The organism is Paenibacillus sp. FSL W8-0194 (assembly GCF_037969745.1).
GTDB lineage: Bacteria > Bacillota > Bacilli > Paenibacillales > Paenibacillaceae > Paenibacillus_AQ > Paenibacillus_AQ cookii.
Map to the genome: position 1 here is coordinate 5529880 of NZ_CP150205.1, position 20126 is coordinate 5550005.

The following is a 20126-nucleotide window of genomic DNA, read 5'->3' on the forward strand; positions in this document are numbered from 1 at the left end:
GGTGTCACAAAATGAAGGTCCTCTTTGTCTTCCTATATGGAACGACAAGACGAGGAGGGAAACGGAAATGAACATGCGATTAAATTACCGGACCGTAAATCCGCATGTATTCCAAGCGTTGGGAAATCTGCAAAAGGCCAGTTCGGCCACTTCGATCGATATCGTCCTGCAGGAGCTGATCAAAATCCGCGTCTCGCAAATCAACGGCTGCGCGTTTTGCCTGGATATGCACGCCAAGGATTTAATGAAACACGGGGACTATTTGAATCATATCGTACTCCTTAGCGCATGGCGCGAGGCGCCGATTTTTACGGAGCGGCAGCGGGCGGCGCTTGCCCTGGCCGAAGCGGTGACGAAGATCTCCGAGCAGGGCGTGCCGGACGACGTCTATGCGGAAACCCGGAAGTATTTTGACGAAAAAGAGTTCATGGAGCTGATTCTGACGATCAACACGATCAACGGCTGGAACCGGGTGGCGATTTCGACGGGCTTGTTCCCCGGATGCTTCTCGCAGCCTGAGAACGCTAAAGCTTAATCGGTTCGCGGAATCGAAAACCCTGCCCTTTTAGCGAAGGTGCAGGGTTTCTTTTCATTGCACGGAAGGTTGATCCCTCTTGGGCGCAGAAATGTATCATACCCGTACAATAACGAAAAGAGGGAGGCTGGAGATGACGAATACGGCGGCATTCGAAACGCTTTACCGGACCTATCGGACCTACGGTTTGTCCATCGCCTACCGTATGCTGGGCACGTACGCCGATGCCGAGGATATCGTCCAGGACGTATTCGCCGAGCTTGCGGACAAGGACCCGGCGGAAATTAACCATATGAAATCCTATATCGCCAAATCGGTGACGAACCGTTGCTTGAACCTGCTGCGTTCCGCGAGGAAAACCCGCGAGGAATACATCGGCGAATGGCTGCCCGAGCCCATCGCGGCATCCACCGAGCTGCCCGAGCTTGCAGCGGAGCAAAAGGATACGCTCTCCTACGCCTATCTGCTCATGCTGGAGCGGCTTAGCCCGATCGAACGGGCGGTATTTCTGCTGCGGGAAGTGTTCGAATACGGGTATGGGCAAATTGCGGACATGACGGGCAAAACGGAAGCCAATTGCCGCAAAATACTCAGCCGGGCCAAACGGCAGCTTCAGGGAAACGAAAAGCCTGCATCCCCGCCGGGCACCGAGCGGCAAAGGGCAGCCGTGGAGCGGTTTGCGGACGCTTTTCTTCACTACGATTCGAAGGCGCTGCTTGAACTTCTGGCGGAAGACGCGGTGCTTATTTCCGACGGGGGAGGCGTGGCACGGACGGCCATCCGGCCGATTTTCGGCCGCGACCGCATCCTGAGATTGTTTTGCTCACCGAAGGCTTATCGGGATATGCGGATCTGGAACAGGCAAATCACCGAGCTGAACGGCGAAACGGCCATCGTGTTTACGGACGGCCATGGAGCGAAAGCGGCAGTTTGCTTCCGTTTTACCGAATCGGGGGATCGGCTGCGGCATGTGTATATGATCAAAAACCCGCACAAGTTAGTTCACTTGCGAACGTAATAAAAACGCCCCTTTATCAGGCGACAAAAAAGCCATGAAGAAGCTCTTCATGGCTTCTATTGTTGCTCCGCGGATGCAGGAATCCTCATTCTTAGATCAGTCTGCTCCTCTAACGTTAAGGGAATCCCCGTCGGCCCAAAAACGGGCCAAAGACGCAAATTTGAATCCCCCCTTCCTTTTGTAATATAATTTTTTTGACTACACGGTCAGATTAAGAACCGAAGTGTTCAGAAAGGAGTGAACGTTCGTTTGTCTGAGAAATTGGCGGACAAAAAGAAACAGATTTTGAAGACTGCCCTGCAGCTGTTTTCCACCCAAGGGATCTCGTCCACGTCCATGCAGGAAATCGCCGAGTATTGCGGGATGTCCAAGGGAAGCCTTTATTTGCACTTCAAATCGAAGGAAGAGCTTGAACAAAGCATTTATTCGTATTGCGAAGGAATGATCCGCGACAGCGTCATGCAGGTGGAGCAGGAGCATCTTCTGACTCCGAAGGAACAGCTTCAAAAGCAGGTCGAAGTTCTGCTGAACCGTCTGGTCGAGCTTAGGGAGTTTGCGATCATGCAGCTCCATGACCAGCATATGGGCGGCAAAAAGCCGGCCCTGGAAGCATGCATCCGCGAAAAGCATGTCCACGCGCTGCAATGGTTCCACGACAAATTGGCCGTCATCTATGGGAAGGACATCGTGCCCCACGCCATGGATTTGACGCTGTTTGTGACCGGCATGCTCGGCGGATACATCCGGATGCTCATGATCCCGGGGCTGCCGCTGAACGTCCGCCGGATGGCGGAACGCCTTGTGATGCTGCTGGACGACGTGGCGGCAAGCACGCTCCGCAAGCAAATGGAGCCGATGATCGCCACCGAGACGTGGTCCCAATGGCTGGATAAGTACATGACAAGCCCGGACCGTCCGCGCCATCCGCTTATGGTGACGAAACAAATGAAGGATAGGCTCAAAGTTGCCGACATCGACGCGGCCAGAAAGGAATTTGCCCTCGATTCCATTGAAATCATGGAACAGGAACTGCTCGACATCGAGCCGCGCAAAGCCATTCTGACCGGCATGATGAGCAACCTGGAACAAATCCGGGAGCTTGGGCCGCTGAACAAGGAACTGAAGGAAATTTACGAGCTTTACATCGTTTCCCGAGCCGAGCAGCTATGAAAATACATGACGATTTTGGCTACACCCCATACTTGGAAGGTAAATAGAGAGGAGTAGAAACCTGCGAGATGAAAGGAATCATTAATTTCTCATTGAACAACAAGTTTGCGATCTGGATTCTGACCGTCATCGTCGCGGCAGCCGGATTGTACAGCGGCTTGGCGATGAAACAGGAAACCATCCCGAACATCAACATCCCGTTCCTTAGCGTGACCGCGGTTTATCCGGGCGCTGCCCCCGAAGGGGTCGTCCAGGACGTGACCGTACCGCTGGAGCAGCGGCTGCGCAACGTCGACGGCGTCAAAACCGTCACTTCCACGTCGATGGAAAACGCGGCCAACATCGCGATGGAATTCGATTACGGCACGGACCTCGACCAAGCGACGGCGGCCGTGCGCGAAGCGCTGAACGAGGTCAAACTGCCGGACGGCGCCCAGAAGCCTACCATCTCCAAATTCAGCATGAATTCGTTCCCCGTCGTGTCCCTCAGCGCCTCCGACGATTCGGACGATCTGGAGAAGCTGACCCGCAATATCGAAAATCAGGTAGAGCCCGAACTGGAAAAAATCCCGGGCGTCGCCTCCATCTCGATTTCGGGGCAATACGTCAAGGAAGTAAAGCTGAAGTTTAACAAAGAAAAAATGGCCCAGCTCGGCCTTTCCGAGGACACCGTCAAAGGCATCGTCCAAGGATCTTCGATCCACGTTCCGCTGGGCTTGTTCACGCTGGATCAATCCTCGAAGGCCGTTGTCGTCGACGGCAACGTCATTACGCTGGACGACCTGAAAAACCTGGCCATCCCCGTCATCCCTAACGCGGGAGGCGCAGCCTCCGGAGCAGCCGGTGCGCAGGGCAATGCCGCTCCGCCTGCCGGAGGCGCCAGTGCAGGCATGACCGGCGGCGCAGCCGGGCAAGGACTTGCGGCGGCCGGCATTCCGACGGTCAAACTGAGCGATATCGCCGACATCCAGGTCATCGGCAAGGCCGAGTCGGTATCCCGCACGAACGGCAAGGCTTCAATCGGCCTGCAGATCGTCAAGGACAACGACGCCAACACCGTCGAAGTGGTAAACGCCGTTAAGGATAAAGCGAAGGCCCTGGAAAGCGAGTTCAAGGGCATGCACCTGACGGTTCTGCTCGACCAGGGCAAGCCGATCGAGGACGCCGTGTCCACGATGATGAGCAAAGCGGTATTCGGCGCTTTGTTCGCAGTAATCATCATCCTGATCTTCCTGAGAAACATCCGTTCGACGCTGATTTCGATCCTGTCGATCCCGCTCTCCCTGCTGATCGCGCTGTTGATCCTGTGGAGACTGGACATTACCTTGAACGTGATGACGCTCGGCGCCATGACCGTCGCAATCGGGCGCGTCGTCGACGACTCGATCGTCGTCATCGAAAATATTTACCGCCGGATGAGCAGCAGCGGCGAGAAACTTCGCGGACGCGAGTTGATTCGCGAAGCCACGCGCGAAATGTTCATCCCGATCATGTCGTCGACGATCGTGACGATCGCGGTCTTCCTGCCGCTTGCGTTCGTCAGCGGCATGGTCGGCGAGCTGTTCCTGCCGTTTGCGCTGACGATGGTATTCGCCCTGCTGGCTTCCCTGCTCGTGGCGATCACGCTCGTGCCGATGATGGCGCACTCCTTGTTCCGCAAAGGCATCAAAGCATCGAAGAAGCATGACCATGACAAGCCCGGCAAAATGGCCCGCGGCTATCAGCGCATCCTGAACTGGTCGCTTTCGCATAAGCTGCTCACCTTCGGCCTGGCCGTGATTCTGCTTGTGGCGAGCTGCTTCCTGACGCCGCTCATCGGAACAAGCTTCCTGCCGGATCAGGAGGACAAATACGTCATGGTGACGTACTCTCCGGAGCCTGGCGCTCAGCTGGAAACCGTCGAAAAACGCGCCTTGGATGCGGAAAAATACATTTTGCAACAGCCTGACGTCGACAAAATGCAGTATTCCGTCGGCGGCAGCGGCAATCCGCTTGGCGGCGGCTCCTCCAATTCGGGGCTCTTTTATATCGAATACAAAAAAGACACCAAAGATTTCGAAAACGTGAAGAAGAACCTCATCGAAGGACTGAAAAAACAAGTCGCCAAGGGCGAATGGGCCACGATGGACATGGCGGGCGGCCTGGGCGGAAGCTCGCTGAACGTCAGCGTCTTCGGCAACAGCCTGGAGGACATCAAGCCGGTGGCCGATCAAATCCTGAAGCTGGTCGAAGCGGACAAAGCCAATTTCGAAAAAGCAAAAACGAGCCTGTCCAAAGCCTATGACCAGTACACGATCATCGCCGACCAGCAAAAGCTGAGCTCCCTGGGGCTGACGGCAGGGCAAATCGCCATGAAGCTGAGTCCGGAAAGAGAGAAGCCGGTGCTGACCGAGGTTGAGGTCGAAAACAAAAAATACAAAGTGTACATCGAAACGGACGGCAAAGATTACAAGAGCATCGGCGACATCGAAAAAGAAACGATTGCATCCCCTCTTGGCATGAACGTGCCGATTAAAGACGTCGCCAAGGCGGAAAAAGGCACGTCTCCGGATACGATTACGCGCACGGACGGCAAAATGGTCGTCAACGTCACGGCGAACATTGTATCAAGCAACGTGGGCAAGGCATCCGCCGATTTGCAGAAGGGCATTGACAAAATCAATCTTCCGGACGGCGTGGAGGTCAAATTCGGGGGCACGACCGAGCAGATCAACGACACCTTTACGCAGCTCGGCCTCGCCATGGCGGCGGCCGTCGCGATCGTGTATTTCGTGCTCGTCGTGACATTCGGCGGCGGTCTGGCGCCGTTTGCGATCCTCTTCTCCCTGCCGTTTACGATCATCGGCGCGCTGGTCGGCCTGTGGCTCGGCGGAGAAACGCTGAACGTATCTTCGCTTATGGGTGCGCTCATGCTGATCGGCATCGTCGTCACCAACGCGATCGTCCTGATCGACCGGGTCATTCACAAGGAACGCGAAGGCTTGTCGACGCGCGAAGCGCTGCTGGAAGCAGGCGCAACCCGTCTGCGTCCGATTCTGATGACCGCGCTCGCCACCATCGGCGCCCTGCTCCCGCTCGTCACCGGGCTGGAAAGCAGCGCGGGCATCATTTCGAGGGGCCTCGGCATTACCGTGATCGGCGGCCTGATCAGCTCCACCCTGCTGACGCTGGTCATCGTGCCGGTCGTATACGAATTCCTGATGAAGTTCCGCAGACCCAAGATAGAGGATTAATTTCAAAAAACGCAGCATAACCAATAAGGACGCGTTCTTCCCCGAGCGGGAGGGGCGCGTCCTTTTATCGTAACTCCGCCAGGGCCATTCCCCCGGCCCATCAAGTTTGTATCGGCCTGCAGCTTGCAGTAAAATGAAAAAAATCCGCAGCACAAGGAGGCGGCCATGATGAACGAAGAATGGAAACAGGCGGAACCGGCATTATCCCGCATGGAAGTGCTAAAGCAGGGAGATAACGATCCCGTATCCATCGTCGGCGAATCGGACGACTTGTACTGCATCGGCGTCGGAACCGACGCCGCGGTGTTTGTATATGAGCCCCTTCCCGCTTATGCCTACAAACTTTATACCGAACCCGCGCTGCCGAAAAAACAGGCGGAAACCGAGGTATACCATAAGCTTGAGGGCATTCCGTATTTCCCCGTCTATTACGGCGCCGGCGACCGTTACGTCGTCATCAGCCGCGAGGAAGGAACGACCTTGTACGACTGCCTGCTCTACGGCATCCCGGTCCCAAGGCAGGTGATCGACGACGTGGAGGCGGCACGCGATCTGGTTCGGAGGAACGGACTGAACCCGAGGGACATTCACCTCAAAAACGTGCTTATGCAGAATGGCCGGGGGAAAGTGCTCGATGTGTCCGAATATATCCAAAGCGGGAACGACAAACGTTGGGAGCATCTGCTGTGGGCTTACGACAACGTGTATCCGCTTTTGGAGGGCAGAAAGCTCCCGCTATGGCTGCTTGAGGCGGTCAAAGCCGCATACAACCGCCTGGACCCGCTCAACATCAACCTGCAGGAGTTTGCGGAACGGATTCGAAAGCTGTTTTACAAAAAATAAGGCGACAGATTCCTCTTGACCCTCACATTAATGTCAGGCTTTACAATAAACATACCCCGGGCAGGAAGGAGGAGTTCACGGTGAATATCGGAGAGTTGTCGTCGTTGACCGGAGCAAGCATCCGCTCTCTTCGTTACTACGAGCAAAAGGGCCTGCTGTCGCCGTTCCGGAAAGATAACGGATACCGGGAGTACGCCCCGTTTGCCGTAGAGCAGGTGCGCTCGATTCAGCTGTATTTGAATCTGGGGCTGTCAACCGATGAGATTGCCGGCATCCTGCAGTGCGTGCTGAAAAACAAGGAAGCCTTCTGCGAGGAGGTGCTGCCAATCTACCGGCAGAAGCTCCAGGACATCGACGAACAAATCGAGCTGCTGACGAACATCCGGCAGAACTTGACCGAACGGATCGATGCCATCCTGCTCGAGCGGTCCATATCTGGTCGGGAGGAATAACGATGAGCATCGAAACCGTCAACGATGAGACGTTTGCGGCACGCATCCAACCGGAAGGAACCACGCTTGTGGAATTCGGAGCGGAATGGTGTCCTCCGTGCAAAACGCTGCTGCCCATGCTGGGCGAGCTGTCGAACGAACAAGGAAGTCAGGTCCGCTTTCTGCAAGTAGATTGCGACGAATCCCCGGAGACGGCAAGCAGGTACCGGGTGATGTCCGTGCCGACGGTGATCGTGTTCCGGGACGGAGAGCCCGTAGAGAAACTGGTCGGCTTGCGGCCGAAAAGCGTGTATGAGCAAGTTCTCTCCAAACACGGCTGAAAGCGACCGGCCAACAATAAAGAGCCCTTGCAGATATATAGCGCGTGACTTTTTTAGACGCCCTCGGCGCCGATTAAAAAGTCCGCGGCCCACGCCGCTAAACCTGCGGGGACAGCAAAAGGCGCATGCCGCACCGGCACGCGCCTTTCTTTATTTCGTCAGCTCTATTCGCAGCAACCTCAGCATCGATAGATCATAGGGAATAAACTCGCCCAAAATGCCGCCGATTTCCCGGTAAAGCGGTGTACGCGCGCTGGCGGCCAGTTCCTTCGCAAACTGCGGCGTCCACTGCAGCAAATGCCGCTCCAAAAAATCGACCTGCGTATCCAGCCACGTCAGCCTGCATTCCGGCAGCCCTGCCGTCAAGGCCATATGTTCCCCGGCCACGGCCATAAACTCAAGCTCGATCGTCAGATGATCGTCCGTTTCGCTTTGCAGCTTGTTAAAGACGATGCCGCAGTCCTCGTAAGCCTCCCGGATTTGCCGCAGGCAGCGCCGGGCGCCGCGCGCGTCTTCCGTCCGATAGGCGCTTTCGCGAACGCAAGGGAAGACCGCATTCCGGCCGACGAACAGCCGCCCGTACTCTTCCGTCTCCGTCCGGCAAGCCGCCAGCAGCCGATCCGGCGTTATGCTTGCCAAATAATCCTGCAGCCGGCGCCCTCCTGCAGTAAGCGCCAGCTCCTCCCGCAGCCCGGCTTGGCGCTGCCACGGCGCGATCTGCGCCAGTCCCGGCGGACTCTCCAAAAAATCGATCAGCAGCTGGTACGCCCAGCCCCTGCCCTGCAGCCATCGGGCTCCTTCCACCGTATCCAGCAGCGGTTCCAGCGTTGTCGTCATTGCCGCCCCTCCTTGATCCAGGTCCGGATATTGTTCAGGATGATGTATCTTCCTAACTTCACATTACCTGAAACCCAGCCGCAGTTATGTGACTTAATTCACATCATACGATTCAAATCCGCCCATTTTAAAGAAGAGTGGCATAAAAACGCTCGAAGCCCCCTGATCCCTGATGCCGCTCAGCCTAAACATCGCTGCACGGCCATAAAAGGCGGAGCGCCTTAACGCCCCGCCTCTTCTTCGCGCCGCTTCGCGAGCGCAGCCCGGTAATCCTCCGGACGGTTCATATTAAAAAACACATGGCCGGCTTCCAGCCCCGTCTCCTTGGCCAAAACGTCTTCGGGGATATACCGGACCCGAAGATGCTCCAGCCATTCGGTCATACGCAGCCGGCCGGTTGCGAGCGAATCCTCCAGCGCGGGCAGCGCGCTGGCGTGATAAGCCGCCAGCAGCGGCTGTACCCGGCCTCCCTCCATCGGGATGACCGCTTGGAATCCGCCTGCAGCCGGACCGGTTTCCGCGTCCTCTGCGATCTTTTTCAGAAAACGGAACAACCCCGGAGTGACGAAAGGCATGTCGCAGGCTGCGACGACGATCCACGGCGTCCTGGCCGCATGCAGCGCCGCATGGATGCCGGACAAAGGCCCCTGCCCCGGATATCGGTCGCAGACGATCTCCCTGCCCAGCATTCGGTAGGCGCTTGCGGTTTGCCCGTTTGCGGCGACGATCACATCGAGGCCGGCCTCCGACATGGCTCCGATAATGGCCTCGATCGCCTTTTCCCCGCCGACGGCCAGCAGCGCTTTATTTTGCCCCATTCGCCTCGATTCGCCGCCTGCCAACACCACGCCGGTCAGCTTCGTATCCGTCATTGAATCACCTCCTGAAAATTCGGTCCGTCCCCCCCTCTGATTACGGCCGTTCATCGTTTAAAAACCGCGCGGGGTGGACACTTTAACAATTATTGGTTTGTATCCCTTTTCAACAAATGATAAAGTGAGGGTGGCGGCTTCTATACCTAGCCTCTGTCGATTTGCATTCGGTCGGAAAGGAATGTGCAACGTGCATGATCGTGTAAAAAAACAGTCCAAGCTGCTGCCGCTTAAGGCATTTAATTTCTTAATTTACGGAACCATGGTGATCTTCACCAGCTTTTTTCAATTATACCTGCAGGACGCAGGCATGAACAAATTCGAAATCGGCAGCTTGATGGCGCTTGGCCCGCTCGTGTCCCTATTCGCCAATCCGTTCTGGATGAAATGGAGCGATCGTCTGCATAATACGAGACGCATCCTGCTGATCATGATGACCGGCACCTTGCTGCTCCTTCAATGGGTGTTCCATGCCGGCACCTACGGAATGGTTTATTTGGCGATGATCCTCTTTTTCTTCTTTCAGAGCCCGCTGTTCGCCCAAAGCAACACGCTGATTCTGGGATACACGGCGAGCCAGCCGGAAAGGTTCGGCGCGTTCCGGAACTGGGGTTCGATCGGTTGGGCGGTGGTCGCCGTGACCGGGGGCATGCTCATCGACCGGATCGGCATATCCCGGCTGTCGTTCCTTGTCACGGGCATTTTGCTGCTCGCCATCGGTATGGTTTTGCTCCTTCCGCCGCTGAAGGCGGCTTCGGAGACGCCGCCCATCCGGCTGAGGGGACTTGCCCAATTTGTCATCAACCGGTATTTCGTGGCGTTCATACTGCTTGGGATCGTCGTTTCCGTCCCCAATGTCATGAATAATACGTTTATGTCGCTTTATATTACGGAGCTTGGCGGTTCCAAAACGATGGTCGGGTTTGCCGTGTTTCTCTCGTCGTTTCTGGAGGTTGCCGTGCTGATCCTCTTTCACCGTTTCCTGAAACGCTCCCTTCCGACCCTGATCGGGTGTCTGGGACTGGTAAGCGTGCTTTTCTGCATACGGTGGTTGATGATGGCCGGCGCTTCGCATCCGCTTGAAGTCGCGTTCATTCAAATTATGCATTGCATCACGTTCGGCGGATATTTTTACGTCGGCATCCAGGTCGTCAGCCAGCTTGTTCCACCGGCTCATCGCGCATCGGCGCAATCCCTGTTCACGCTGACCTGGAGCGGCATTTCCGGGGTCATCGGCAGCTTGGCCGGCGGATGGCTGTACCAGAACTTCGGCGGCGCCGCGATGTACAACATGAGCTTCTTGATGGCTTTAGTCGGGGCTGTCGGCTTCGGCATGATGTGGTATTGGCTGCGCTCGCAGGGCCATCACCCGAAAACGGACATCCCTGAAGAAGGATTCGAGGAAATGCAAGACGTCTGACGCATCACGAAAAAAGCCAGCGCAAAGAACATGTCTTTGCGCTGGCTTTTGTATTGGGCAGCGGAACCCCTTCCGCCCTTATTTCGGCAGCTGGTAGGAGCTTTTCATCGAAACGATCAGGTTGAACACCGGCTCTCCCGGCTTCGAATATTTCGGATCGACGTTAAAATAGCCGTGGCGGAAAAATTGGAACTTGTCCTGCGGCTTGGCGTCCTTCATGCCCGGCTCCACGAACCCGTGCAGAACTTCCAGGGAGTTCGGGTTGATTTCGTCCAGGAACGTTTTTTCGGCCTTTTCCGTCTCGTCGATCGCTTCCTCGCCTTCGGCCTCGCCGTCATCCTTCGCTTTGATCAGCGGCTCATACAGGCGGAATTCGGCCGGCACGGCGTGGGAAGCCTCCACCCAATGGATCGTGCCCTTCACTTTGCGGCCGGTAAAGCCGGTGCCGCTTTTCGTTTCGGGGTCATACGTGCAGTGGATTTCGGTCACGTTGCCGTTTTCGTCCTTGATAAAATCGTGGCATTTGATGAAATACGCATTTTTCAGGCGCACCTCGTTGCCCGGGAACAGACGGAAATACTTATTCGGCGGGTTTTCCATAAAGTCGTCCTGCTCGATGTAAATTTCGCGCGAGAACGGGATTTGGCGGGTGCCCATCTCCGGATTTTCCGTATTGTTCTCCGCTTCGAGCCATTCGACCTGGCCTTCCGGATAGTTCGTGATCACCACTTTCAACGGCTTCAGCACGGCCATCGTGCGCGGCGCCTTCAGCTTCAGGTCCTCGCGGACGAAATGCTCGAGCATTTGCAGGTCGATGAGGCCTTGGCTTTTGGAAATGCCGGTTTCATAGACGAAGCTGCGGATCGCTTCCGGCGTATAGCCGCGGCGGCGAAGCCCGGAAATCGTCGGCATGCGCGGGTCGTCCCAGCCGTCCACGATGTTTTCGTCCACCAGGAGCTTCAGCTTCCGTTTGCTCGTCAGCGTTTGCGCCACGTTCAGGCGGCCGAATTCGTATTGATGCGGCGTGTTTTCCATTTCGCATTCCGCGATCACCCAATCGTAAAACGGGCGCTGATCCTCAAACTCCAGCGAACAGAGGGAGTGGGTCACGCCTTCGATCGCATCCTCGAGCGGGTGGGCAAAAGCGTACATCGGGTAAATGCACCATTTATCTCCCGTGTTGTGGTGCGTTGCGTGGGCAATCCGGTAAATGACCGGGTCGCGCAAGTTGATGTTCGGCGAAGCCATGTCGATTTTGGCGCGCAGCACCTTTTCTCCGTCCTTGAACTCGCCCGCGCGCATTTTGCGGAACAACTCCAGGTTTTCTTCCACGCTGCGGTCGCGGTACGGGCTGTTTTGTCCCGGCTCGGTAAGCGTCCCGCGCGTTTCGCGGATTTGATCCGCGCTTTGGTCGTCCACGTAGGCTTTGCCTTTTTGGATCAGCAGCTCGGCGCGCTTGTACATTTCTTCGAAATAATCGGAAGCGTAGCGCTTTTCCGCCCATTCGTAACCGAGCCATTTGACGTCTTCTTCAATGGATTTGACGTATTCCACGTCTTCCTTCAGCGGGTTTGTATCGTCAAAGCGGAGGTTCGTCGAACCGCCGAATTCCTGCGCAAGCGTAAAGTTAATCCAGATGGCCTTGGCATGTCCGATATGCAAATAACCGTTGGGCTCCGGCGGAAAGCGGGTAATCACTTTCTGGACTTTGCCGGACTCCAGGTCATCGATCATTACGTTTTTGATAAAGTTGGAGGGGGTGCTTGGTTTCTCCACAGTAATCAACCTTTCATCCTGATTTATGTCCGCCTCATAGAATGAACCGTCAGCAGTTTCCTGCTCTACCCTACATCTATTCTTTATAAGCGTGTTTCATTTAAATATACCTGTATTAACCGGATAGTTCAATGATTCGGCTTTTTGAGCTTTGACGAAAGGCAGGGGATTAGGGTAGCATGGAAAAATAGAATGGAAACGAAAGCCAAAAAGCGCGGCAAATGCCGTTTACCTCATTTTATATAGAAAGAAGGTCTGAAATTATATGTTTACATATCTTCTGGATGACCATATCGAGCTGAAGCCGCTGGCCCTCCAGCATGCGCGCCCGCTGTTCGAGCTGACGGTCGATTCGCGCGACACGCTGCGCGAGTGGCTTCCTTGGGTCGATGCCATCACGGACGTGGAGCATACGGTGAGCTTCGTGAAAAACGCCATCAAGCAGGGAGCCGAAAACGGCGCCGTCTCCGCGGGCATTTGGGTGCATGGGGAACTTGCGGGAATTATCAGCTTTCATGAGATTCAGTGGCATAACCGTTCCGTCAGCATCGGCTACTGGCTCGGCAAACATTTCGTAGGCCAGGGCATCATGACCAGCGCCTGCCGCGCTTTCGTCGATTACGCCCTCATGGATTTGGATCTGAACCGGGTCGAAATCCGCTGCGCCACGGGCAACCATCGCAGCCGCGCCATTCCGGAAAGGCTCGGTTTCGTCCTCGAGGGGATCGTCCGCGAAGCGGAGCTGCTGCCCCAAGGGTATGTGAACCATGCGATTTACGGCATGCTGAAAAGCGAATGGAAGCTGCTGCGATAAACACGAAGCGCACAAGGAAAGCCGCCCCGGCAGGATCCGCGATCCGGCTGAAGCGGCTTTTTGAGCTTTTTATTGATCCTGCAGCCATTTCGCAAAGGATTCCTTGACCGTCGCCGCCAGCGCATCCAGGCCCAGCAGGCGTTTCAGCTCTTCCCGGTCCGCCGCGCGGCGTCCGAGCGCCTGCTGCTTCAACACGGCCGCTACCGTGACGCCCATCGGATGCGAAGAGCGCTTGACGATCTTGGCATCCCGGCTTAAACGGCCCTCCTCCAAAATCCGCAAATAAAAGCCGCTGAATCCGGTATCGAGCACCCGGGCCGGAAAATCCTTGACGCCATGTTTGCTGGCCAGCTTAAAGCACGGGAAGCGCGGCTGGCTGACCTGAACGACGACTTCCCCGATTTCGAAAACGTCCCCGATGCACACCCCGGTTTCAAGCAGCCCGGTTACCGTCAAATTTTCGCCGAACGCGGAATAGTCCAATGTCTTGCCCAGCGCCTGCTCCCAATAAGCGTAATGTTCGTACGGGTATACGCAAACGGCCTTGTCCGGCCCTCCGTGATTGACCGTATCGGCCTGTCCGTCGCCGTCCATCTGCGTGCGTCCCACGAACACTTCGCCATGAACCGGTTGTTTATAAATGCCCGTCGTCAGCGGCTTGCCCAAATAATCGACCGTTACGGGCTTGCCGACATTGACGGACACGATGGCGTACGCGTTTTTTTCCTTCAACTTCGATCCATCTCCCTGCCGATATGCTTAACCCTTATCATACCAAAAAAAGGAGAAAGATCTCAAAGGAATTTTTCCGCCGTTGACGTCTTGCGGCGTGCAAGTCCGTTTTCTGCGGTTTCGCGTCCCGTCGCGGGAGCCGGGCACGCCGAGCGGTTACGCGGCAATGGCCTTCCGTTACAGGGCTTCGACCAGCCCTCCGTCGATCACTAACGTGCTGCCTGTGATGTAGGTGTTTGCTCCCGACAGCAAAAACACGACCGCTTTCGCGAATTCCTCGGGTTCGCCGTAACGGCCCAGCGGAATTTCCTTTTGCGCCTGCTCCGCGACGGCCTGGACCGGAATCCCTTTGTCCTTCGCGCTGCTTTCATTCAGCTTCTTGATGCGGTCCGTGGCAATCCGGCCCGGGGCTACCGTATTCACCAGGATATTGTATTGGGCCAGCTCTTGCGACAGCGTTTTGCTCATGCCGGCCACGCCCGTGCGGAACGTATTGGACAGAATCAGGCCGGGGATCGGCTGTTTGATGGAGCTGGACGTTATATTGACGATGTGGCCCCCGCGTTCCTTCATATGCGGCAGGGCGCAGCGGGTCGTCCGGACATAGCTGAGCAGGTTAAGCCGAAACGCGTTTTCCCAATCTTCATCCGTAAAAGATTCGAACGTTCCCGACGGCGGGCCGCCGCCGTTGTTGACCAGAATGTCGATCCGTCCGAACGTTTCGGCCGTATAGCGGATGAGCCCCTCCACTTCGTGCGGAATCGTAATGTCTGCCGCGTAGTATTCGACTTTGCCGCTGCCAAGCTGCTGCAGCTCCTGCTGCACCGCCTGCAGCTTGTCGTCGCTGCGGCTGTTCAGCATGACGTCCGCTCCCTCTTTGACGAGTTCGGCGGCAATCGCCTTGCCGAGTCCCGAGCTTGAAGCAATGACCAACGCCTTTTTGCCCTGAAGCTGTAAATCCATCATACAACCCCTTTTCCATCGTTTTTTACAAATTGGTTACCACCGAATATATCAAAATTTCCGAACTTTCGAGCGCCGACAAAAAACGCACATAACCTTCATTACCCGGCTTTACGCCCGGCGAATCGGCCATTTGAAACAAAGGACCTTCACCTCGTGAAAGTCCATTGATTTACTCTATTCTATTAAGAATAAGCCCGTCGCGGCAAAATATCAAATTCAGGCTATCCATCCAGAAAATATGCCATCCAAATTTCGTCCGTCTCCCGGCCTCCGATCCTATATTCACGAACAAGCCGGCCCTCTTCCACGAACCCGCATTTCAGGTAAAAACGGACCGCTCCGGGATTGGTCGAAAGCACGCGCAGCCGCAGCTTGCGTTTGCCCTGCCCGGCAGCCCACGCCTTGGCCGCGCCGATCAGCCTCGTGCCGATGCCTTCCCGCTGATGCGCCGGGTGCACGGCGATGTTGATCTCGCAAACATGCGAATGGGCCGGAAGGCCGGTGGGGTCCCGAAACCCGACATATCCGCACACGATCCCGTCCGCCTCAGCCACGAGCTGCGACGCCGGAGGGCTGTGCCTCAGAAACGCCTCCCTTGAAGTCCAACGCATCGGCTCAGGCGCGGTCCGCTCCGTCCATACCAACGCATCGATATCCATGAGCGCCTGGGCATCCTTCATCGTGGACAACCGGATCGTAAGCGTCTGCTGATCAAGGTTCATGGAAATTGCACCTCTTTTTGTCTAACGTGTGATGTTGAAATTCTCCGGCGAATCATCTTCCTGCCCTATCCGCCGATGGACTCGCTTAGCGCACGTTCCGCCGCCTTGTTGCGCATCGCATGCACGACGAAACAGAGAACGGCCACGACGGCGATGCCGATCGACAGCCAGGCCACCGGCGCCAGCCCTCCGCCGTCGTACAGGATGCCCATGAAATAGGGGCCGATCATGCGGCCGAGGGCGGTCATGCCGCCGGTCACGCCAATGTAAAACGGAGCCGCTTTATGCGCATGATCCGAGATGAACGCAGGCACGGCCGGGGAGATGAGCATTTCCCCCAGCGTGGCGAGCACCATCGCAAACAGGAGCCCGGAATAACTCGGAAGCATCAGAATGACCACGTAAGCCGCCAAATAAAACAGGCCGCTGGCCGTCATCTGCGAGGACGACTCTTTGGCGAACCACCGTTTGATCCAGGTCGTGACCGGCTGCGCCACGAAAATGAGGATCCCGTTCAGCGTCCATAAAAAGCCGTAGGCCCGTTTCGGCAGCCCTTCGGAAATGATATGCGGCGAAACCCCCGTGTTCCAAATCGAGTTGCCGAACCACAGGAACAGGGAGCCGAGCCCCAAGTACAAATAAAGCCTCGTATTGCCGAGAAGGGCAGGGACGCTTTCTCCCGTGCCGGCTTTGGTCTTTTTGGCCAAATGCACGGGGCCTTCCTGCTTGTCGAGCCGGTTCAAATAATTCAGGAAAAACAAAGCAAACACGGCAGAGGTGGCGCCGTTCAGGATAAAGGTCAGGTGATACGACACGTCGGCGAGAAAACCGCTCAGCGCCGTTCCGAGCGCCACGCCGATGTTGTTGGCCACATAAATGACGTTAAACAGCTCGCCGCGCCGGTCCGCGAACCGAAAGCCGACGAAGGCCTGGATGGCAGGCATCGACACCGCGTTGCACAGCCCGATGAACCCCATCATGATCATGTACAAGACCCAAAACGAGCTGATGAAAGGGAGCGCGAACAAGCCAAGGCTGCATAACCCCAGCGAGCCGACGATCAGCCGTTTGACCCCGACGCGATGATACAGCGCCCCGCCCAGAAGCTGGCCGATGATGCCTCCGAAGGCTTGGATCATGACGACCAGGCCGGCATCGGCCATGCTGCGCCCAAGCTCGTCGAACACGTACATCGTCGTCAGCGGCCACATCAGCGATCCGCCCGCGGAGTTGATCAGGCTGGCGGCGAGAAATATTTTGACTTCGTTCGGATAGGATTGCAAAAATTTCATGAATTATGTCTCCTGCTTTTGCAAAATGCGTGTTAGACAAGCTGTGCGGGACATCCGGCATCTTTCCGATGCCACGGTCCCGAAGACTGTTTTCCGATGCAAAAAAGCCCCGAGGGGCTTTTTCAAACGCAAGCGAATACGGTCTTCCTGTCCCAAAACCAGTATCCATGATCTTCGCATCCCTGGCAATGACGCCTGCTAACGCTTTACTTGGACGACGGTCGAAAAAAATACCGCTCCGCCCCCCATGTCGGCCAGCCGGTCCGGAGTCAGGGCGTTGGCCCGCTGCTTGCGGCCCTTGCCGTCCCACCACAGTCCTTGGCTGACGACCGTTCCCGGGAGCATCTTGTCCGTCACCAGCGCTTTCAGCTCCAGCCGTCCGCGGTCGTTGTAAACGACGACGTCGTCCCCGTCTTCAATGCCGCGTTCCGCCGCATCCTGCGGGTGGATTTGCAGCATCGGTCCCTTCTCCAGCCGCTGGTGTTTTTCGACGTTGGCAAAAGTGGAGTTCAGGAAGTTATGGTTCGGCGGCGAAATGAACATCAGCGGATAAGCTTCGCTTGAACCGGGCCGCCTTGTGCCGTCATAACCTTCCTGAAGCGGAATATATTCCGGGAGCGGCGGCAGGCCGGCTTCCTTCATCGCTTCCGAATACAGCTCGATTTTTCCGGAAGGCGTCGGCAGGCGGTCCAAAAAGGTTGCTTGCGGCGTCATGTCGAGCTTCACGAAACGCCGCTCCTTCAGCGCGTCGAGGGTCACGCCGTTCAAATACGGATTCTCCGGGTAATTCAGCGCCCCGGCGATCAGCTCTTCTTCCGTTTCCGCGAATGCTTCGTCGTCCAGCCCCATGGCGCGGCCCAGCATCGCAAACAGCTCGACGTTGCTTTTGGCTTCCCCGATTCTTTCGATCACGGGCTCCTGCAGCTGCACGTAATGATGCCAATACGATGCGTACAAATCGGTCGTCTCGAACGACGAGGCCGCTGGCAGCACGATATCCGCGTATTTGGCGGTGTCGGTCATAAACAGGTCGTGCACGACGGTAAACAGGTCTTCGCGGGCGAAGCCGGCCTGTACCCGCTCCGTATCGGGGGCAACGACCAGCGGATTGCTGCAATAGACGAAGACGGCCTTGATCGGCTGCTCCTTCAAATGCAGCGCTTCGCCGATCCGGTTCATGTTGATGGCGCGCGCCCCGGGGTTCGGCCGCAAATCCGGCCGCTCCAAATAATCGCTGTTCATGGCATGATAACCGCCGTTCGTTTTTACCGCGCCGCCGCCCTTTTTCAGCCACTGCCCCGTCAGCGCCGGCAGGCAGGCGATGCTGCGCACATTCATGCCCCCGTTATCGTGGTGCTGAAGCCCGTTGCCGATCGCGATATAGGAGACGAAAGCCTCCCCGTACGCGCGCCCCAGCTTCTCGATATCTTCCGCCGGCACGCCCGTGATGGCCGAAACATGCTCCGGCGTGTAGCTTCTGACATGCTCGCGAAGCTCCTCATGCCCTACGGTATACCGCTTCAGGAAGGCTTCATCCGTCAGTCCGTCGCGGAACAGGACGTGCATCATGCCCAGCGCAAGCGCCGTATCCGTCCCCGGATAAAGCGGGATGAACCAGTCCGCCCATTGGGCGGTGCGGTTTTGGTGCACGTCGATGACGATCACCTTGGCTCCGCGTTTGCGCGCTTTTTCGGCGATGACGATCTGGTGCATGTTCGTGCTGATCAGATTGCCTCCCCAAACGATGATCAGATCCGCATGCTCCGTATCTTCCGGCGAGGTGCCCCCCTTGAAGCCCATCGTATATTTCCAGCCGGCGTTTCCGGCGGCGTTGCAGATCGCTTGGTCCAGGCGGCTTGATCCGAGCGCGTTGAAAAACCTCCGGTCCATGCCGTCGACGCTGAGAATGCCCATGTTGCCGTAGAAGCTGTAAGGCAAGATGGACTCCGGCCCGTATTCGTCGATCAGCTCCCGGTACCGCGCCGCGATTTCACTGACCGCCTCGTCCCAAGTAATCCGCCTAAACTCCCCGGACCCCTTCGGGCCCGTCCGCTTCAGCGGGTACAGAATGCGTTCTTTATGATAAATCCGCTCGGTCATATTGCGGACTTTGTTGCAAATCGCTCCCTGCGTGATCGGATGCTCCGGATTGCCGGTAACCTTGACGATTTTGCCGTCTTCCTTATGCAGCAGCAGGCCGCATGTGTCGGGGCAATCCAGCGGGCATACCGCCGGGAACACGCCGTTTTTTTGGTCTATCATTTCCGCTCCACTCCCCTTGTCGCTTCCAGATTGTTCGCTCTTCTATAGTTATCTTAATGGGCGGGCGGGAAATGCGCAAAAGAAATTAAACCGCACCCATACCAAACCGACCGGGCGTCGGCGTTTTCGCCAAAATCAGAACCACCCGTCAAACGGGTGGTTTGCTCTTGGGGTATAACCCCTTGTTGCCAAACTGCGCCTAAAGACGCTAGCCTGACAATAAAATTGTTCAGGCTCAGTGTAATTTGTCACTTTCACTTACCAGTTAAACTGGTTTACTTCTTCTTGCTACTGTTTTTGCTGAATGGGTCTTCATACTCTTTCACACTCAGTTTATCAATTGCTTGGTCGTGTGCTTCTTGCTCACGGATATATTTTGCCACGGTTGCTTCATTCAAGCCCACTGTGCTGACGTAGTATCCCTCCGCCCAAAATTTTCGATTGCCATATTTATACTTCAAGCTAGCATGCTTCTCGAATATCATGAGTGAGCTTTTTCCCTTCAGGTATCCCATAAATGATGATACTGAGATTTTTGGGGGAATTGCTACCAACATATGTACATGATCGGGCATCATGTGGCCTTCGATTATCTCCACTCCCTTGTATTTACATAACCGTTTGAATATTTCGATTAAGTCTTTCCTCACTTGATTATAAATCTCTTTCCGTCTATACTTCGGGGTGAACACAATGTGGTACTTGCACATCCACTTCGTGTGAGCTAAACTATAGCTCTTGTTTGCCATCTAAGACCATTCCTTTCATTATTGAGCCTGAACATCTCAATTTTATCGGAATGGTCTTGTTGGTCAAACCCTCGATCCCTCCACCCGCATAGCGGGTGGTTTTATGTTTCGCA

At 56.0% G+C, this 20126-nt stretch carries 18 protein-coding genes; 9 read left to right on the top strand and 9 right to left on the bottom strand.

Going from position 1 to position 20126, the window contains the following annotated elements; genetic code table 11:
- Positions 1–67 precede the first annotated feature (67 nt).
- From MKY58_RS25585 to MKY58_RS25615, 7 genes are all read left to right on the top strand, one after another.
- On the top strand, positions 68–535 hold the full coding sequence (locus tag MKY58_RS25585) for a carboxymuconolactone decarboxylase family protein (protein WP_339322587.1): 468 nt from the start codon (positions 68–70) through the stop codon (positions 533–535).
- A gap of 133 nt (positions 536–668) precedes the next feature.
- Complete coding sequence (sigJ, locus tag MKY58_RS25590) at positions 669–1553, top strand: RNA polymerase sigma factor SigJ (RefSeq protein ID WP_339322588.1); 885 nt, start codon at positions 669–671, stop codon at positions 1551–1553.
- Between the two features lie 249 nt (positions 1554–1802).
- Positions 1803–2723: a TetR/AcrR family transcriptional regulator gene (locus MKY58_RS25595; protein WP_339322589.1), complete on the top strand. Its 921-nt coding sequence runs from the start codon at positions 1803–1805 to the stop codon at positions 2721–2723.
- A gap of 68 nt (positions 2724–2791) precedes the next feature.
- Positions 2792–5956: an efflux RND transporter permease subunit gene (locus MKY58_RS25600; RefSeq protein WP_339322590.1), complete on the top strand. Its 3165-nt coding sequence runs from the start codon at positions 2792–2794 to the stop codon at positions 5954–5956.
- Positions 5957–6124: 168 nt separating this feature from the next.
- A complete protein-coding gene (locus tag MKY58_RS25605; protein ID WP_339322591.1) occupies positions 6125–6799 on the top strand; it encodes a serine/threonine protein kinase in 675 nt (224 codons plus the stop codon).
- An 80-nt stretch (positions 6800–6879) separates the two neighbouring features.
- Positions 6880–7251 (top strand): MerR family transcriptional regulator, encoded by a 372-nt coding sequence (locus tag MKY58_RS25610; protein ID WP_339322592.1) that lies wholly within the window; start codon positions 6880–6882, stop codon positions 7249–7251.
- A 2-nt stretch (positions 7252–7253) separates the two neighbouring features.
- Positions 7254–7571, top strand: a complete 318-nt coding sequence (locus tag MKY58_RS25615; RefSeq protein WP_212949767.1) for a thioredoxin family protein — start codon at positions 7254–7256, stop codon at positions 7569–7571.
- 150 nt (positions 7572–7721) lie between these two features.
- Here the strand turns inward: MKY58_RS25615 and MKY58_RS25620 are convergent, their stop codons facing one another.
- Entirely contained in the window at positions 7722–8408 is a 687-nt protein-coding gene (locus MKY58_RS25620; RefSeq protein WP_339322593.1) for a molecular chaperone TorD family protein, read from the bottom strand.
- Between the two features lie 221 nt (positions 8409–8629).
- Entirely contained in the window at positions 8630–9280 is a 651-nt protein-coding gene (locus MKY58_RS25625; protein WP_339322594.1) for a molybdenum cofactor guanylyltransferase, read from the bottom strand.
- Positions 9281–9461: 181 nt separating this feature from the next.
- Here MKY58_RS25625 and MKY58_RS25630 point away from each other — a divergent pair, with 181 nt between their 5' ends.
- Positions 9462–10700, top strand: a complete 1239-nt coding sequence (locus tag MKY58_RS25630) for an MFS transporter (protein WP_339322595.1) — start codon at positions 9462–9464, stop codon at positions 10698–10700.
- Between the two features lie 78 nt (positions 10701–10778).
- On the opposite strand, the gene MKY58_RS25635 is transcribed toward MKY58_RS25630, so the two are convergent.
- A complete protein-coding gene (locus tag MKY58_RS25635; protein ID WP_212949922.1) occupies positions 10779–12476 on the bottom strand; it encodes a glutamine--tRNA ligase/YqeY domain fusion protein in 1698 nt (565 codons plus the stop codon).
- Positions 12477–12741: 265 nt separating this feature from the next.
- Between MKY58_RS25635 and MKY58_RS25640 the strand changes: the two genes are divergently transcribed.
- Complete coding sequence (locus tag MKY58_RS25640; RefSeq protein WP_036706313.1) at positions 12742–13290, top strand: GNAT family protein; 549 nt, start codon at positions 12742–12744, stop codon at positions 13288–13290.
- A 69-nt stretch (positions 13291–13359) separates the two neighbouring features.
- Here the strand turns inward: MKY58_RS25640 and MKY58_RS25645 are convergent, their stop codons facing one another.
- From MKY58_RS25645 to tnpA, 6 genes are all read right to left on the bottom strand, one after another.
- Positions 13360–14022, bottom strand: coding sequence for an MOSC domain-containing protein (locus MKY58_RS25645; RefSeq protein ID WP_246536854.1), 663 nt, complete (start codon positions 14020–14022; stop codon positions 13360–13362).
- Between the two features lie 177 nt (positions 14023–14199).
- Positions 14200–14985, bottom strand: a complete 786-nt coding sequence (locus MKY58_RS25650; protein WP_212949759.1) for an SDR family oxidoreductase — start codon at positions 14983–14985, stop codon at positions 14200–14202.
- Positions 14986–15209: 224 nt separating this feature from the next.
- Positions 15210–15710, bottom strand: a complete 501-nt coding sequence (locus MKY58_RS25655) for a GNAT family N-acetyltransferase (protein WP_036706311.1) — start codon at positions 15708–15710, stop codon at positions 15210–15212.
- A gap of 65 nt (positions 15711–15775) precedes the next feature.
- The gene (locus MKY58_RS25660) at positions 15776–17002 is read right to left on the bottom strand and encodes an MFS transporter (protein ID WP_339322596.1); all 1227 of its coding nucleotides are present in this window, start codon (positions 17000–17002) and stop codon (positions 15776–15778) included.
- A gap of 198 nt (positions 17003–17200) precedes the next feature.
- The gene (locus MKY58_RS25665; RefSeq protein WP_339322597.1) at positions 17201–19264 is read right to left on the bottom strand and encodes a molybdopterin oxidoreductase family protein; all 2064 of its coding nucleotides are present in this window, start codon (positions 19262–19264) and stop codon (positions 17201–17203) included.
- 275 nt (positions 19265–19539) lie between these two features.
- Entirely contained in the window at positions 19540–20013 is a 474-nt protein-coding gene (gene tnpA / locus MKY58_RS25670) for an IS200/IS605 family transposase (RefSeq protein ID WP_007128375.1), read from the bottom strand.
- Positions 20014–20126 lie beyond the last annotated feature (113 nt).